General features: G+C 35.2%; 12 protein-coding genes and 1 tRNA gene. 10 read left to right on the top strand and 3 right to left on the bottom strand.

The genetic code is table 11. The features are described 5' to 3' along the window. The 4 genes from ACYQ0O_RS04795 to ACYQ0O_RS04810 all read left to right on the top strand — a co-directional run. Positions 1–1,105: hypothetical protein (locus ACYQ0O_RS04795; RefSeq protein WP_459891143.1), on the top strand; the 1,105-nt coding region annotated here is incomplete at its 5' end. A 5-nt stretch (positions 1,106–1,110) separates the two neighbouring features. After that, positions 1,111–3,327, top strand: coding sequence for a PglZ domain-containing protein (locus ACYQ0O_RS04800; RefSeq protein ID WP_459891145.1), 2,217 nt, complete (start codon positions 1,111–1,113; stop codon positions 3,325–3,327). Beyond that, positions 3,320–4,732 carry a BREX system Lon protease-like protein BrxL gene (brxL, locus tag ACYQ0O_RS04805; protein WP_459891147.1) on the top strand — a complete coding sequence of 471 codons (1,413 nt, stop codon included), beginning with the start codon at positions 3,320–3,322 and terminating at the stop codon, positions 4,730–4,732. The genes ACYQ0O_RS04800 and brxL overlap by 8 nt, the downstream gene beginning before the upstream one ends. Positions 4,733–5,679: 947 nt before the next feature. Continuing rightward, complete coding sequence (locus ACYQ0O_RS04810) at positions 5,680–6,864, top strand: tyrosine-type recombinase/integrase (protein WP_459891149.1); 1,185 nt, start codon at positions 5,680–5,682, stop codon at positions 6,862–6,864. Here ACYQ0O_RS04810 and ACYQ0O_RS04815 read toward each other — a convergent pair. Next, complete coding sequence (locus ACYQ0O_RS04815; protein WP_459891151.1) at positions 6,839–7,801, bottom strand: hypothetical protein; 963 nt, start codon at positions 7,799–7,801, stop codon at positions 6,839–6,841. The two genes, ACYQ0O_RS04810 and ACYQ0O_RS04815, sit on opposite strands and share 26 nt — an antisense overlap. A 119-nt stretch (positions 7,802–7,920) precedes the next feature. Here ACYQ0O_RS04815 and ACYQ0O_RS04820 point away from each other — a divergent pair, with 119 nt between their 5' ends. From ACYQ0O_RS04820 to ACYQ0O_RS04845, 6 genes are all read left to right on the top strand, one after another. Continuing rightward, entirely contained in the window at positions 7,921–8,127 is a 207-nt protein-coding gene (locus ACYQ0O_RS04820; protein ID WP_459891153.1) for a helix-turn-helix domain-containing protein, read from the top strand. Positions 8,128–8,183: 56 nt separating this feature from the next. Continuing rightward, positions 8,184–11,315, top strand: coding sequence for a bifunctional DNA primase/polymerase (locus ACYQ0O_RS04825; RefSeq protein WP_459891155.1), 3,132 nt, complete (start codon positions 8,184–8,186; stop codon positions 11,313–11,315). Continuing rightward, positions 11,308–11,583 (top strand): hypothetical protein, encoded by a 276-nt coding sequence (locus ACYQ0O_RS04830; protein WP_459891156.1) that lies wholly within the window; start codon positions 11,308–11,310, stop codon positions 11,581–11,583. The genes ACYQ0O_RS04825 and ACYQ0O_RS04830 overlap by 8 nt, the downstream gene beginning before the upstream one ends. Positions 11,584–11,642: 59 nt before the next feature. After that, positions 11,643–11,876: a hypothetical protein gene (locus ACYQ0O_RS04835; protein ID WP_075068340.1), complete on the top strand. Its 234-nt coding sequence runs from the start codon at positions 11,643–11,645 to the stop codon at positions 11,874–11,876. 152 nt (positions 11,877–12,028) lie between these two features. Continuing rightward, entirely contained in the window at positions 12,029–12,403 is a 375-nt protein-coding gene (locus ACYQ0O_RS04840) for a hypothetical protein (RefSeq protein WP_459891158.1), read from the top strand. A 64-nt stretch (positions 12,404–12,467) separates the two neighbouring features. Then, entirely contained in the window at positions 12,468–12,809 is a 342-nt protein-coding gene (locus ACYQ0O_RS04845) for a helix-turn-helix domain-containing protein (RefSeq protein WP_075068338.1), read from the top strand. A gap of 245 nt (positions 12,810–13,054) precedes the next feature. Here ACYQ0O_RS04845 and ACYQ0O_RS04850 read toward each other — a convergent pair. Beyond that, a tRNA-Arg gene (locus tag ACYQ0O_RS04850) sits at positions 13,055–13,128 on the bottom strand. A 78-nt stretch (positions 13,129–13,206) separates the two neighbouring features. Continuing rightward, on the bottom strand, positions 13,207–15,210 hold the full coding sequence (locus ACYQ0O_RS04855) for an alpha amylase C-terminal domain-containing protein (protein ID WP_459891160.1): 2,004 nt from the start codon (positions 15,208–15,210) through the stop codon (positions 13,207–13,209). Positions 15,211–15,217: the final 7 nt, after the last annotated feature.

Consider the following 15,217-nt stretch of genomic DNA (forward strand, 5'->3'; position numbering starts at 1 on the left):
GTCTACTCCTTATGGTTTGCGTTTTCCTTCAATTCCACTTATCCTTGCAGCGGTTATAAGAAAACCTTATCTAGATGGATGTTTAAACCTTAAAAAAGGAGTTCAATTTTTTAACACTATAACAGCTGATCTAATAGAAGATATTGTAAAAAATCCTGAATCATACCAACCTGTATATAAAGAATTAACTGCTAGTCGTAAGTCAGTTTTGCAAGGTATTGCAGATGTCTTTGGCGTGAATGAGTTAGATGTTAATAATTTAAAGGATACCATTGTTCGTTGGTGGCAGTCGCTACCAATACATTGCTCTATACATACAAATAAACATATTTCGCCTGAGGCACTCTCATTAAGAAAAGATGTCTTTGAGGCTTTAGTTAAACTTGAAAACGATCCTAATGAAATTTTGCTTGAAAAGCTCACAGAAAAATTAGGAATAAGTCTTGTAACAAAAAATGAAGAAATTAGAAAAAATGTATATGAAAAATTGAGTAATATAAAAAAAGAATATGAAGAGTGCTTAAACAAATTAAGTACAGAAATAAAAAATGTCTTACAACAAGTATTTCACGATATAAAAGCATGGTATAAAAAACTTCCTGAAGAAAATAGAATTTATAGATCATATCAGCCTCAGCAAGTTAATAAATTTTTAAATGTAATAAATGATTATGTTAATGGTAATATGTGCACTAATGATTTAATTAAAGAACTTCCTAAAGCAGTTTGTCTCCCTTTAGAAAATTGGAATGATGAAGAAATTGTTTCATTTCAAACTAAGATCAAAGATTATAAAGAAATAGTAGAAAAATATAATCCTTCAAGTTCTAAACCATATCCTTCTCAGGGTTTTTCTACATCAACCTCTTTTATGCCGTCTTTGCCTCCAGAAGAAGGGGAAATACTATTTCAAACAGGTAATGGTGAAGTAAAAAAAATACGATTTAAATTGCGCTCATTAGAAGAAATCAAAAAAGATCCAGTAAAAAAGAGTTATGTGCAGTGGGTTGAACAAAGTTTAAATAATCTTTTTGAGGCTAATTCTTATTTTAATGAAGATGAATTATATTCTGTAATTTATCAAATTTTATCGGGAAAAATTTAAGTATTATGTCTAAACTAACAATTATTATAGATGAACACAGAATTTACAAGGAAAAAGATTTATTTATTCGAAATTATTTTGATTTTTTAGACAAGTGGGAAGAAATTGTTCAGATGATATTTAAAAAGGAAAAGAAGATTATTGTCTCTCATCCAATTGTAAGTGGATATTTTAGAAACTTGAAATATGTTTTAGGAGATAGAATAGAAATTATAGAAAATAACCCCAGAGAGCAATTAGCTATATCTTTAGGGTTAGGTTCTAATGAACTTGATTTTTTGTCCAATAATGAAATTTTGGAAAATAAACTTTTGGAAAAGGCACCTCAAAGATCATTAAATAAACACGAAGATCCATATGTGTGGCTGTTAGAACAAATTACAGAAAATTATTTTTCAAAGACTAATATTTTAAATTACTTATTAAATTGTATTGCCTTTAATACTGAAAAAAAATCTTTAGTTGAAAAAATAGTATTAAAATTGATTCAGAAAAAAGCATTAGATAAATATTTTATCATTAAGTGGCTAAAAAAAGGAAATATGTGTTTGAGAGCCCAGATACTATTGTCTTATGTAGCATTAAAAAAAATACTTACAAAAGAAGAAATAGAAGTTTGTTTATTTCAAGATATAACTCAAAATTTCTATGAAATAGAGGAACTACCAGAAGAGGAACTAGAAAATATTTATCCTCTTTCCTCACTTGATAAAATCTTAGACAAGCGCATATTACTTCAAAAGCGTATTGAAGAAAAATTACAGAAGCTGCTCGAGCAAGAAGGATTAGACAAATTTTTGGAGGTGGTATCTGGCAAAATAGAAATAGAAAAAAAGATTTTAAAAAATTGGATTAAATCTAAACAAGTTAATTTCACTATCCAAGATTTAACTGTATTTCAAGAACAAACCATTCGTAATAAATTTGGTCATAATCTTTTTAAATCCCTTTTAGGCATGATCCCACCACTAAGACCTAAAGATTTAAACATAGATTTTTCAATAAAAGAGGTTTTAGATTGGTTAGAGAATGAATACTTTCCTTTTTTTAGATACTCCAGACAAATTGGTAAGTATGATCTTACAGAAATTTATGTCCGTCAATTTGAAGAGTGGTATTTGACACATTATGAAAAAATAATACAATCTGATTTTTCATCACTAATTTCCTTTCATATATTAAAAGAGCAAATAGAAAAATCAGAAAAAACGCTATTTTTGATTATAGATGGTTTGGGATATTGTTTCCTACAAGACTATCTGTCTAATTTAAAATTAGATTTCCTAAGATGTTGTTTTTGTTTTATTCCAAGCATTACAGCTACTAATAAACCTTCTTTATTAAGTGGAAGACTTCCTAACGAAATAAATGGTGATTATGTTAAATTAGCTCAGCAGTTAAACGCAATTGTTAGTAATGATACTCGCGAGACTATTAGTGCCTTTGCTCAAAAAAGATTTAATGTTGGTATATATTTTGTAAATAGCTTCGATGATATTTTACATAAACCTTATACATATGCTGTACTTATGAGAGAACTTAAAACTAAGTTAACACAGATTTTTGAAGAGATATCCAAACTAAATAATATGGGTATTATTATAACTGCTGATCATGGATTTACTGTTTTACCTAACAAAAAAGAAAATTTATTAAAATTAGAAAATATAGATGGAGAAATATCTCATAATAGGGTAGTTAAGTTAAATAGGGATGTAGAAGTAGATAATCATCTATGGATAAAAACAGGCAAATATTTACAAGATAATTATTGTGTCGCAAGAGGCTATAGATATATTGAAAATTTTCCAAAAGGGGCAACACATGGAGGAATTACACCAGAAGAAGTAGCTGTTCCTGTTATTTTAATAACTCCGTCTTTAGAAGAATTTGTTCCTCTGGATATTAAGATTTTCGGAGACATTTGGAAGCAGAAAATAAATTCTGTAGATGTGATAATAGAAAATCCTAATAAGGAAAGTATTATTGTAGAAGATTTATATATAGAGCATCTAAAGTTTTCTATTCCTCGTGTTTTAGATAAAAATTCAAACATTATTTCTGCTAAGTTCGATGCACGTGAGATAAAAACTTCAACTAAAAAGGTAAAAATCTATTATAAAGTTATATATAGAGGAGATGTATATGAACAAGAGTGTATCTTAGACATAAAACTAAAGGCATTAATGCAAACTGGCTGGGAGGATATATTTGATGAATGAGTTGGATAAAAAGATTTTAGAAAATTTCAAAGAAGTAGCTATTAAAAAGTCTTTGACCAGAAGAGTTGGTTTATCAGATAGATCCTTACCTTCATTTATTATAGACTGGCTTGTTGCACGTTATGTAAAGGAGGATGGAGCTTTAGATGTAAGAAAAATAAATAACTTTATACAAAAACATCTTCCAGACCGTACAAGAAAGCAAGTTATATATGATAAATTAATGAAGGGAGAAGAAATTAAGATTATTGATGCATATAAGGTAGAGATAGATTTAAAAAGGGGAGAGTATAAATTGATCATTCCTTGTTTAGATATTAATGATGGTTGTATTGCTCAAGGGATTTTAGAAAGTAACCCAAAACTTTTAATGGGGAATGTATGGGGAGTAGGAATCTTGCAATATACCTTAGAAGAGGGGCAAAAGGGAAAAGTGTGGATGATAGATTTTCGACCTATGGAAGCAATAAAAATAGACTTAAATTATTTTATCGAGGCGAGAAAAAAATTTGGTTTACAAGAATGGATGGATCTTTTCATTAGTGCAATGGGATATAATCCTAATTTCTATAAAGAAAAACAAAAAATATGGTTAATTACTAGGTTAATTCCTTTTGTTCATCCAAGAATTAATTTGATAGAATTAGCACCAAAAGGAACAGGAAAGTCATCAGTTTATTCTAGACTTTCTCGTTACTGTTGGCTTATTAGTGGAGGAATTGTTACAAGAGCCCAGTTATTTTACAATATGGCTGAAAAGAAAACAGGGATTATAGCTTTTTACGATACTATCGTGCTGGATGAAATCCAGACAATTAAGTTTCAACCACCTGAAGAAGTAGTGGGTGCATTAAAAGGCTATTTAGAAAGTGGTGAATTTAGAGTAATGGGATATCAAGGAAGGGCTGAGGCAGGACTGGTCCTATTAGCCAATATTCCTTTAGATGCAGAAGGAAAACCGAAAAATGTAAATCTTTTTGAGACATTGCCAAATTTTTTTCAGGAAACAGCTTTTTTAGATAGATTTCATGGTCTTTTACCTGGTTGGGAATTACCTAAAATTGAAAAAGGCATGCTAGAATATGATGGCTATGCATTAAGAACAGATTATTTAGGAGAAATTTTACACCAATTGAGGAATAGAAATGAATATTTAGAATTTGTGAAACAGTACGTAAGTTTCCCTTCTCAAACATATATAAGGGATGTTAGAGCAATAGAAAGCATTACAGCATCACTAGTTAAACTTTTATTTCCACATTTAGAAGTGTCAGCAGCGCTTTTTGAAGAATTTTGCTTAAAACCTGCCTTTTTATTAAGAAAGTATATAAAACAGCAAGTTAATTTGGTAGACTCGGAATATTCCCAAGAAGTAAAAAAATATTCCATAACAGGATTATCTTAAAAACTTATACCGTTTTTAATCTTAACATTTAATATGTCCCAAAAATCATACTGCTCCCAATTGAGTTAGACATGTTAAGAATGTAGAATTAGAATCAAAGAAAGGATTATGAAAGTTGTAACTTTAAATTTTAGAAATTATGTTGGTGTACTGTTTCAGACAAATCAACACTAAAAAGGTTTTAGTTTAGAGCTTGCAAACACTATCATAATTTTACATAAATTCCAATTTAGTCTGAAGCAGAACAATAGGAGGCTTATTTAACATTAAGTGGCTCAATTTTCATGCGAAAACTGGGTCAATTTACAATGAAAATTTTCAAATTCTTATTATGGTGAATATATAAAACAAGGCAAAAATTATCCTATTCATAAGGATTGGACTTCTGAGGAAGATCTAACTCAAACTTCTATCTCTATGAAATGAGACAAGTTCTATCCTGCCATATTGTGATAACTAAACTTCACATACCCCAAAAAATCTCTCTAAAATTCCTTGCCAAAACTAAACTTTACTTGAGAAAAAGAGGAGGGGACATTTTGATGGTACACTGGATGGTGCAATTATGGTGCACTGAAAAATAAAAAGAGCAATGATTTTACATGGATAGAAACTTGATTTTGGTGCAATTATGGTGCAATTTTATAAAAAAAGGAGTGAAAAAGTAACGAATTGAGGGGTTGTCTCTTTAAAAGGAGATTTCTAACTTAAAGGAATGATTAACTTTTTCATGCCCCCGGCAGGATTCGAACCTGCGGCGCCAGGATTAGGAATCCCTTCTATCTGTTTTCTACGATTTTCCTTGAAATTCTTTAACCCTTGATATATAAAGGATTTTGACGGGTTCAGAGTAAACAATTTTTCTCTGATTTTCCTTCATTTTTTGAATTTTGGTGACAAATAGGTGACAACTCGAGACCCACGGATTTTAAAAAGGAGGAATCCGGATGTCTAAACTTAAAAGCCTACAAAAATATCCAGGTGTCCAAGTTTATGAGAGTAAAGAGAGAAAATTTAATGGAAGACCTGATGTGTGTTATTACATTAGGTATAAGAACAGCCTGGGGAAGACTATTAGAGAAAAGATTGGATGGGCAAGCGAGGGTATCACTGCAGGATATGCGTCTCAGGTTAGGAGTGATAGGGTTAGGGCAATAAGGCTTGGAGATGAAGTTATACCTATCCAAAAAAGAAAAAAACAAAATGTTAGCTTTGATGAATTTATGGTTGAGAAGTATTTACCCTATTGCAAAGAAAATAAAGCACCTGTAAGTTTTAGTCGGGAAAACCAACTTTATCATGGTTGGATTAAGCCACTGATAGGGGATAAGCCCTTAAAAGAGATTTCTGCATGGGACATGGAACGATTAAAAAAGACCATGAAAGACGAAGGCAAGGCACCAAGAACCATTGAATATGCCCTTGCTGTTGTAAGACAGGCGTTTAATAAGGCTAGAGAGTGGGGTATATATGATGGTGATAACCCTGTGGCCAAAGTAAAAAAGCCCAAAGCAGACAATAAACGCATACGTTTTTTAACCCCTTCCGAAGCAAAAAGCTTACTTAAAGCATGTAAGCTAAGAAGCCCACAGTTATATGAGATATGTCTTTTGTCTCTTTATACAGGCATGAGAGCAGGAGAGATATTTAATCTCAGATGGTCAGACATAGACTTAGAAAACGGAATAATTCACATAAAAGACCCAAAGAATAGGACAAATAGAGTTGCTTATATGACCACTGAGATAAAAGAGTTATTTAAAACAAAATCCAAAGGAGAACCAAGTGAGCTTGTTTTTAAAGACAGAAAGGGTAACAAGATAAAGAAGATATCAAGAGCCTTTAGCAGAGCAGTAAATGAGCTTGGCTTAAATAATGGTGTTACAGACCCAAGGGACAAGGTTGTATTTCACACCCTTAGGCATACATTCGGGTCTTGGCTTGCCCAACAGGGAGTGCCTATATACACCATAAAAGAATTAATGGGACATAAGACATTGGCAATGACTGAGAGGTATAGTCACCTTATGCCTGATAATAAAAGGAATGCTGTTAACACATTGGCAGATGTATTAACTACAAAAGGTGGGGATAACGAGGGCAACGTTATTTCCTTAACTCCTCATAGATAAGCCGTGTTAGCCCTTCCCAGTGCTTTGGCTCCCATATCTCTGCCTCTCTACCTTTCTGTTTTAGCCTCTCGTTTTTCTCGTCTTTCTTTTTGCGAAGCTCCCTACTGAACTCTTCAAGGGAGATGTCGGGATGTTTTCTTATTATTGGCTTTGCCAGATTTTTTAACCTGTAAAACCGGGTCCTGCATTTATCATTATTGCAAATATCCAAACGCTGATTTTTTTGTCTGTAATTATATTCCTCACCACACATAAGACACACCTTCTTTTTAAACAATTCATCCAGTGCTTTCTTAATTTTTGAGAGGGGTTTTTTAGGCACAAACAACCAATAATATTCAAGTTTCCTCTTAATGCTGAGCCTATCCCAATATTTGGGTTTCCCTTTTAATAGTGGAAGCTTGATATATCCCTTCTTTTCTAACTTGGTGAACACTTCAAGTTGTTTTTCAGGTTTTAAAGGGGATAATGTTTTTTCTATATAGTTATGCGCCACCCATAGGTTAAGATGTCCGCTTGTGATTGCCTCTAACACACAAACTAAAAGAGGCATGTCTTTTGAAACTAGAGATTTGTAGTCTTTCCAACTAAACCTAATGTCTTTTTTATGTATTGTTTCATTGTTATGAACTTCAAAAACAGAAAAAACAAAATCTTTGGCAACCTTCTTTAGCTTGGGAACAATACTGCTGGCTAGCTTTTGATAGTGGTTAGAATCTCCTCTTATTGTCCTGTCTAAATATATTTCCATGCTTAAAGTAATGCTAACCAGTGCTTGTCCTTCCTCATATTCTTTTAAACCTACACTCACTCCATCCACCATACTGTCTAACATGTAAAGATTTCCAATAAGCTCACACTCCTTATCTTGATTCCTTATTTTAATTTTCTCCAGTAATTTGGATAAATCTTGGTTTTTAAGAAAAAATTTTTTCATCGTAACCCCCTGTATTTATTTATCTGACATAAACTTGAACAAGTTTTTTATGTGTCAGTATTGAGTTTATAGCAAACCCAAGGTAATGTGTCAATATTAAAGGGAAAGGGGGGATTAGTATGAATAGAAACAGGGAAGATGTAGGCATATATTTAACAGAAAAACAGGTTTCTCAACTGTTTGGTTTGAGTGTGAGTTGGTTGCAAAACCAGAGGTGGATGAAGCGGGGAATTCCTTATCTCAAGGTGGGACGCAAGGTCTTGTATAAAAAATCGGACGTGGAAGCCTGGCTTGAAAAGCATCGGGTCAAAGTGACTGAGCAATAAAAAAAGCGGAGCTCCGAACTCCGCCTAATAATATAAATTCCCTTTGAGGTGTTATTATGCATATAACACAAATTAAGCCTGCTTGTCAACTTGCCAAATCTATAGTTCAACAGGCGTATAAATGTCTCACACAAAAATTGTCTATTATTCCAGTAGATTGCAAAACAAAGAAGCCATTGATCCCTTGGAAAACATACCAACTCAGACTCCCAAGAAAAGATGAAATAATTAGTTGGCAACGGGAAAAAAAGTGGCAAGGTATAGCCCTGGTGTGTGGGCAGGTATCTGGAAACATTGAAGTTTTAGATTTTGATTGCAAGGGCGTAAAGTTTAGAGATTGGTGTGAAATTGTAGAAGCTGAAGAGCCTGGGCTCGTTAAAAAGCTAGTTGTCCAAAAGACCCAAAGTGATGGTTTTCATGTAATTTACAGATGTTCACAGACTGAGGGCAATCGCAAGTTATGTTATCTTCGTATTCCTGTGCCAGATAAAAAACCAGGAGAAACATGTAAATATTTAGGAAAAGATTATCCTGTTAAAATAGAAGGGAATAGACCTATCATTACGCCCTGCGCAATAGAGACCAGGGGGCAGGGCGGGTATATTCTAATCGCCCCTACTCCTGGTTATCAATTAATCCAGAATAGTTTTAGCAATATCCCCGAAATCACCCCAGAAGAACGCCGAATGCTCATCCAATCTGCCCTGGTCATTACAGAATATGTGGAGATTAAGGACTCTTCAGAAGCAAAGCGGTTTATCAGTAATCCAGACCTTCCAGGCTCCGTATTCAACTCACAAGGCACTGAAGTCGTTAGAGAATTGCTCAGAGAACACGGATGGGTGCCTGTCCGAACTGTTGGTGACAGGGAGTTATGGAGAAGACCCGGCAAAAATTCTGGCCATTCCGCTTCGCTATTACAAGGCACCATATTTTATAATTTTTCCAGTAATGCCAGCCCCTTTGAAGCTGGAAGAGCTTACTCGCTCTTTGCTGTATATGCCATTTTAAAGCACAATGGAAACTTTAAATCTGCCGCAAAAGACTTGGCAGAGCAGGGGTTTGGAGAGCTACCAGAGAACAAAAAGCGCAATAAGAAAGATACAAAGGCCCAACTATTAAGAAAAATTTTAGATTCATGTGAATTGTTCAAAGATGACTACGGTCTCACTCATACAAAAGTCAATATTAATAATCATATTGAGATCTTTCCTGTGAAAAGCGAACAATTCAAACAATGGCTTATGGGCACTTTTTATAAGATGACCAGGGAGGGAGTGTCCCGATCTTCTTTAGACGATGCCATCTCGTTGGCTGAGGGCAGAGCAATGGCAGAAGGCAAAACTAGAAAGGTTTTTCTCAGACTCGGTTACCACGAAGATAAAATTTACCTTGATTTATGCAACCAAAAGCGTGAAATAATTGAAATTTCTAAGCAAGGATGGAGAATTATTAGTGATTCGCCTATTTTGTTTAGACGATCCGTTGGCATGGCACCACTACCATATCCTGAAAAGGGTGGGGATCTTGATTTGCTTCGACCTTTTATTAACGTTCAAAATGAAGCTGATTGGCACTTAATCAAAGCCTGGCTTATCACTGCCTTCATGCCTGATATTCCACAAGGTATTCTTTACTTGTGTGGTGGAGAAGGTGCTTCCAAATCAACTACAGGTAATCTTTTAAGAAACTTAATTGATCCTAACTTGATCAGTAGCGTTGGGCTTCCCAGGAATAGATTTAACGACAAGGATCTTTTTATCTCTGCTTATAACAATTGGGTTATTTTTTTCGATAATATAAGTTATATTGACGATTATACCTCCGACATTTTGTGCCGATTTGCGACAGGTGCAGGCGTGCGTTTTCGCAAACTGTATACAGACCTCGATGAGATAGTTTTCACCATAAAAAGGCCACAGATTATGACAGGGATATCAAATGCCATTGCAAAGAACGACCTGTTGAGTCGAACGTTTATTGTTACCCTAAATCCCATCCCGGATACCCAACGAAAAACAGAGGAGGAGATTTATAACGAGTATGAAAAAATCAGGCCTAAGGTCTTGGGTGCTTTGCTTGATCATGTAGTGACATATCTTAACCATAAAGGGAAAATTAGGTTAAAAAAACGACCTCGGCTTGCAGATGTTTGTGAGCGAGCCATCACTGCGTTTGCTGATACCCCCAATGAGGCTAAAAAGATTTTACATGCTTTCTTTTTGAGTAAAGAGAAGAATATTAACGAAGTTATAGAAGGTGATATTTTTACCAAAATCTTAATGGATATATTGGAAGAAAAAAGACAAACCACGACAGAATGGCGCACCACACAGACCGAATTAAAAAATTTAATGAAAAATAGACTTAAAGAGTGTTATCCTGACGAAGCAGAAAGAATAATGAAGGATAAATATTTATGGCCTTGCCATGTCCGCTCTGTATCAACCAAACTCGATCGCACTCAATCGTTGCTTACATCGCTTGGCATTATGTTTAGAAAGGAAATGCCATCACATAAGGGGGTAATCAATTACATCTTTTCTTTTGAAAATTTTTTAAGTGCGGATAATTTGCCAAAAAATACGGATAGTTTAAATTTTTTATCCGTAGCACAACTTATTGATTTTATTGACTCTACGGATAATTCGGATAATTCGGATAAAAATTATTCTTTTTTTGAAAAAGAAAAAGAGGAGAAAAAGGAGATAGAAAAAAAAGAGAAAGCAAAAGATATAAAAAAATCATCCGTTTTATCCGCTTTTATCCGTGCAGACGAGAATAGGCAAAAAAAACAAGAGGTTATTGTTGCGGATAAAATTACGGATAATTTGCGGAGAAAAAGTAATTTTTCCCCATTGGCAGAGGAATTAGATAAAGAGATTGTTTTAAATGGTAAGCTCAGCTTAGACGAGGCAAAGCAACTTTGGCCTCACATTTCCGAGTGGCAACCTGTGCCAAATGTTTGCCCTAAGTGTGGAGGTCATGAGTTTTGGGTCGGGAACGCTGGATTTTGGCAGTGTTTGAAGTGTGAGCCACCAGCAGTACAAAAGGCTGTGCGTGGCCGTTTTAATGGAAAGCTGGAGCTTTGCACGATAAGTGGTGCAAAGTATGAACTAAACCCGGAATCTTTTAGTTTTGTGTTGCCTAAAAAAGAGACTTTAAGTCAAAAGAAGGAGCATGAATAAGGTTAGGCGATGCCCAAACCCTCAAGCCCTTGCCTGGGTGGAGGAGCACCTTGACGAGCTGTTAAGACTAGGCTGGACCGAGTGTGAGCTCTTTGACCATGGCAGGTTCAAATACCCTTATGGAGATTGGGGCTTAGTATTTAATAGCTGGCCTTGTGAACCTGAGCTCAGGGACGACGGAACGATTGTTTTTAAGATACCTGACTTGAGAAAGGGATATGTCGAACAAAAGATTTATCCCAAGATTTATTTTAGTAAGGCCAGCTAGTTAATTATATATTAAAATTTTAAATATAAACCATCACAAATTTGAATAGGAGAACCACCATGACCAAATACGAACAGGAAACAGTTATCAACTTCAATGAGCTGGACGGAGAGGCAGAGGTTTACACCTCGTCTCCCAGGGTGGCTAAGGTGCTTTTAAGCAGAGGTCTTAAACCTTACAAGACCGAATCTGTAAAAGGCAAAGATGTTGGCTGGTTCTTTAGGCTACCCAGGCACTCAGTTATTTTGAAACCGTCCAATAGAATAATTCGTGTTGGTGGGTATCCAAACTAGGCCTTTTAGGTCTCCAAATTAGGCCGTTTTAGGTCTCCGACACCCACAAGAGGGCGATGCCCAGAGGTATAAAAACAAAAATATGATGTTTTATATAGGGAAAGTTTTTTTAATGGCCTTAAAACGCAATTTTAAGCACAGGAGGAGCAAGCATGAAAATTCAAAAAGAACCAAAAATGTTAAAGGGTGAACAGTGTGAATTATTTAATGACCTACGTAAACAGCATATACTATCATTTATGGATGGTTTGATTTCACACCTGAAAGATATTGAACAACTTGATTGGAGAATTGCAGGAATAATTGAGGAACTACTTCCCTACTTGGACGAAAAAGATGCCCAGATGTTAGAGGGTTTTATATATACTGTCCTTGGCGTAAAGCCCAAAGCTCTGAGCTATGTCTGCTCATTAGCAAAAAAATTTCGTGATGAGCTACATAAACTTTTTGATTCTCAAGCAACCACTAAGGAGGATAAACCCAAAACTTTTTCTCCTGAAGAGATTGAAGAGATTTTTAATACGTAGCCCATATACGTATTATGTAAACTTTAACCCAAAATGCAGTTGCACTTAAAGGAGGGAAGCAAAGATGGCAACCAAGAAATATTATAGACGCCCATCCAATGAAACTATTATTGAAGCCTTAGAGAAAAACTGTGGTATCATAGCCCAGACAGCCAGGGCGTTGAAGGTTAGTAGGAATACTTTGGCATCTTGGATTAAAGAAGACCCTGAGTTGCAAGAAGCCCTGGAAAAAGCCAAAGAGCAAATGATAGACATTGCCGAATGTGCACTATTGAAAAACATCAAGGAAGGTAAAGAAACTTCTATTATCTTCTTTTTGAAGACCAGAGGGAAGAAGCGTGGTTATAGTGAAAAGATGGACCATAACTTAGAGGGCGATATTCAGATTAAAATAAAAAGAGACTAGTTCAAAAATTTTTACTGCAAAGTTCAAAAATTTGAACCACAGCTAACAGGATTGGGCTTTATAAAAAAGAAAAATCTTTAAGCACACACTTGGCAAGCTTACACTTGACAAGCCTACACTTGACACCTAAAACCTCCACCCTATTTTCGCAAAAGGTGACAAATAGGTGACAAATCTGAAAATCTAAAAGAAAAAGGCCACTCCGAGACTTTCTCTAAGTGGCCTTAATTATTTTGTTTTTTTTATGCCCCCGGCAGGATTCGAACCTGCGGCGCCAGGATTAGGAATCCTGTGCTCTATCCTACTGAGCTACGGGGGCATTCTCTGTAGAGACTTTGTGATTATTTTTTTTTTACGTAAGTGTCAAGCAAATTTTTCCAATTCACCAAAAGACGTTTTAATCTATCTTTTTTAACACAAATCCACATCTATTAGGGATATATAGGGATAGGTAATGGGATAGATGTGGTCCACTTTCATCTACTAAGGTAAAATGGATCTCGCCAATTTTAAGTCTTTCAAAACCTCCATATTTTTTTTCATCAGTGCAAAAAACAAGCTTATATTTCCCAGGGGGTGAATATATCCTGTAGTGTGTGAAAGAGTTTGTAGGGTGAAAGCTAAAGACAAATACATAATTACCCCTTTCAAATGCAAGGACCTTGTTCTCATTGTTATCATGGAGGTGTTTTGGAGGAATATCTGGTGAGAGTATATTTATTTGTTTAATAAACTTTATCATATCAATATCAAATGTTAGCAAATATTCATACCTCAGCAATGGATTTTCAGCAAGGGACCATTGTCTTCTGGCATATTTGTAAGACCAGTTATTGCCTTCCCTTGGAAAGTCTATCCATTCAGGGTGTCCAAATTCATTACCCATAAAATTTAAATAACCAGCACACGCAGTGGAGATGGTTATGAATCTGATCAATTTATGTAGTGCGATTCCCCTGTCTACCTTGAGATTTTCATCCCCTTTTCTCATAAAATAGTACATATCAGCGCCAATTAGCCTGAAAATTATGGTCTGATCACCAACCAGTGCCTGGTCATGAGACTCTGCATAACTTATTGTCTTTTCCTCTGGTCTGTGATTGGTGAGCTCATACCAGAGATGTCCCATGGGCCAATCTTCATCTCTCATATCCTTTAAGAGTTTTATCCAGTAGTCAGCAATGCCCATTGCAAAGCGATAGTCAAAACCAATTCCGCCTTTTTCTACTGGATAACATAGCCCTGGCATTCCGGATACGTCTTCTGCTATGGTGATTGCATGTTTTTTTATGGAGTGAACCAATTTGTTTGCAAGGGCCAAGTATGTGAGGGCATCTGTATCAACAGATTCATTAAAATAGTCATCATAGGAAACAAAATCATACCCAATGCCGTGGTGTGTATACAACATACTGGTTATACCATCAAATCTGAAACCATCAATATGGAATTCCTCCATCCAGTATCTTAAATTTGACAACAAAAATCTCAATACTTCTTTTTTGGAATAGTCAAAAAGCCTGGATCCCCAGAGGGGATGATACCCCCTTTTTCCTTTATGGAAATAGAGATCATATGATCCATCAAACCTTGATAACCCTTCAACTTCATTTGGGGCTGCGTGGGAATGGACTATATCTATTAACACATAAAGTCCCAAACTGTGGGCTGTGTCTATTAATTCCTTTAAATCATCAGGGGATCCGAACCTGGATGAAGGTGCAAAGTAACTTGAAACCTGATAGCCGAAGGAGCCATAATATGGATGCTCTAAAATTGCCATAAGCTGGATGGCATTGTAGCCCAATTTCTTTATCCATGGTAGTATGTTTTCAGTAAATTCCTTGTAAGTACCAATTCTTTCTTCTTCCTGGGCCATGCCCACATGTGCTTCATATATTAGCAGGGGTGCTGGATACTTTACATTTTTGTCGTATTTCCACTGAAATTTTTTTTCAGGACACCAAACTTTGGCTGAGAAGATTTTGGTGTTTTCATCCTGGACAACATAAGTTGCATGGGATGGGATCCGCTCTCCCTCTCCTCCTTCCCATCTAATTAGTAGCTTATATAAATCACCGTGAGAAATCATATTTTCTGGAAGACGTATTTCCCATATTCCTCCCTCTATTTTTTCCAGTCTGAATTTTCTACTTATCTGCCAGTTGGTCATGTCCCCAATGAGGTAGACCTCTTTTGCATTTGGAGCAAATTCCCTGAAAATCCATTCATGTTTAATTTTGTGGAGTCCAAAGTATTTGTGAGAAGATGCAAAATCAATGAGATTTTTATTTTTGCATAGGGATTTTTTTACTGCATTTATTTTTTTTATCCGATGTTCAAGGTGTTTTTCATATGGTTGAAGAAAAGGATCTATTTCCACAAGTTCTATTCTCCCCATCTATCTC

This window comes from Desulfothermus okinawensis JCM 13304 (genome assembly GCF_054654515.1).

Excerpts from the sequence above, each read along its gene's own strand:
- ACYQ0O_RS04800 (WP_459891145.1), top strand. The coding sequence starts at position 1,111 with ATGTCTAAACTAACAATTATTATAGATGAACACAGAATTTACAAGGAA.
- brxL (WP_459891147.1), top strand. The coding sequence starts at position 3,320 with ATGAATGAGTTGGATAAAAAGATTTTAGAAAATTTCAAAGAAGTAGCT.
- ACYQ0O_RS04810 (WP_459891149.1), top strand. The coding sequence starts at position 5,680 with ATGTCTAAACTTAAAAGCCTACAAAAATATCCAGGTGTCCAAGTTTAT.
- ACYQ0O_RS04815 (WP_459891151.1), bottom strand. The coding sequence starts at position 7,801 with ATGAAAAAATTTTTTCTTAAAAACCAAGATTTATCCAAATTACTGGAG.
- ACYQ0O_RS04820 (WP_459891153.1), top strand. The coding sequence starts at position 7,921 with ATGAATAGAAACAGGGAAGATGTAGGCATATATTTAACAGAAAAACAG.
- ACYQ0O_RS04825 (WP_459891155.1), top strand. The coding sequence starts at position 8,184 with ATGCATATAACACAAATTAAGCCTGCTTGTCAACTTGCCAAATCTATA.
- ACYQ0O_RS04830 (WP_459891156.1), top strand. The coding sequence starts at position 11,308 with ATGAATAAGGTTAGGCGATGCCCAAACCCTCAAGCCCTTGCCTGGGTG.
- ACYQ0O_RS04835 (WP_075068340.1), top strand. The coding sequence starts at position 11,643 with ATGACCAAATACGAACAGGAAACAGTTATCAACTTCAATGAGCTGGAC.
- ACYQ0O_RS04840 (WP_459891158.1), top strand. The coding sequence starts at position 12,029 with ATGAAAATTCAAAAAGAACCAAAAATGTTAAAGGGTGAACAGTGTGAA.
- ACYQ0O_RS04845 (WP_075068338.1), top strand. The coding sequence starts at position 12,468 with ATGGCAACCAAGAAATATTATAGACGCCCATCCAATGAAACTATTATT.
- ACYQ0O_RS04855 (WP_459891160.1), bottom strand. The coding sequence starts at position 15,210 with ATGGGGAGAATAGAACTTGTGGAAATAGATCCTTTTCTTCAACCATAT.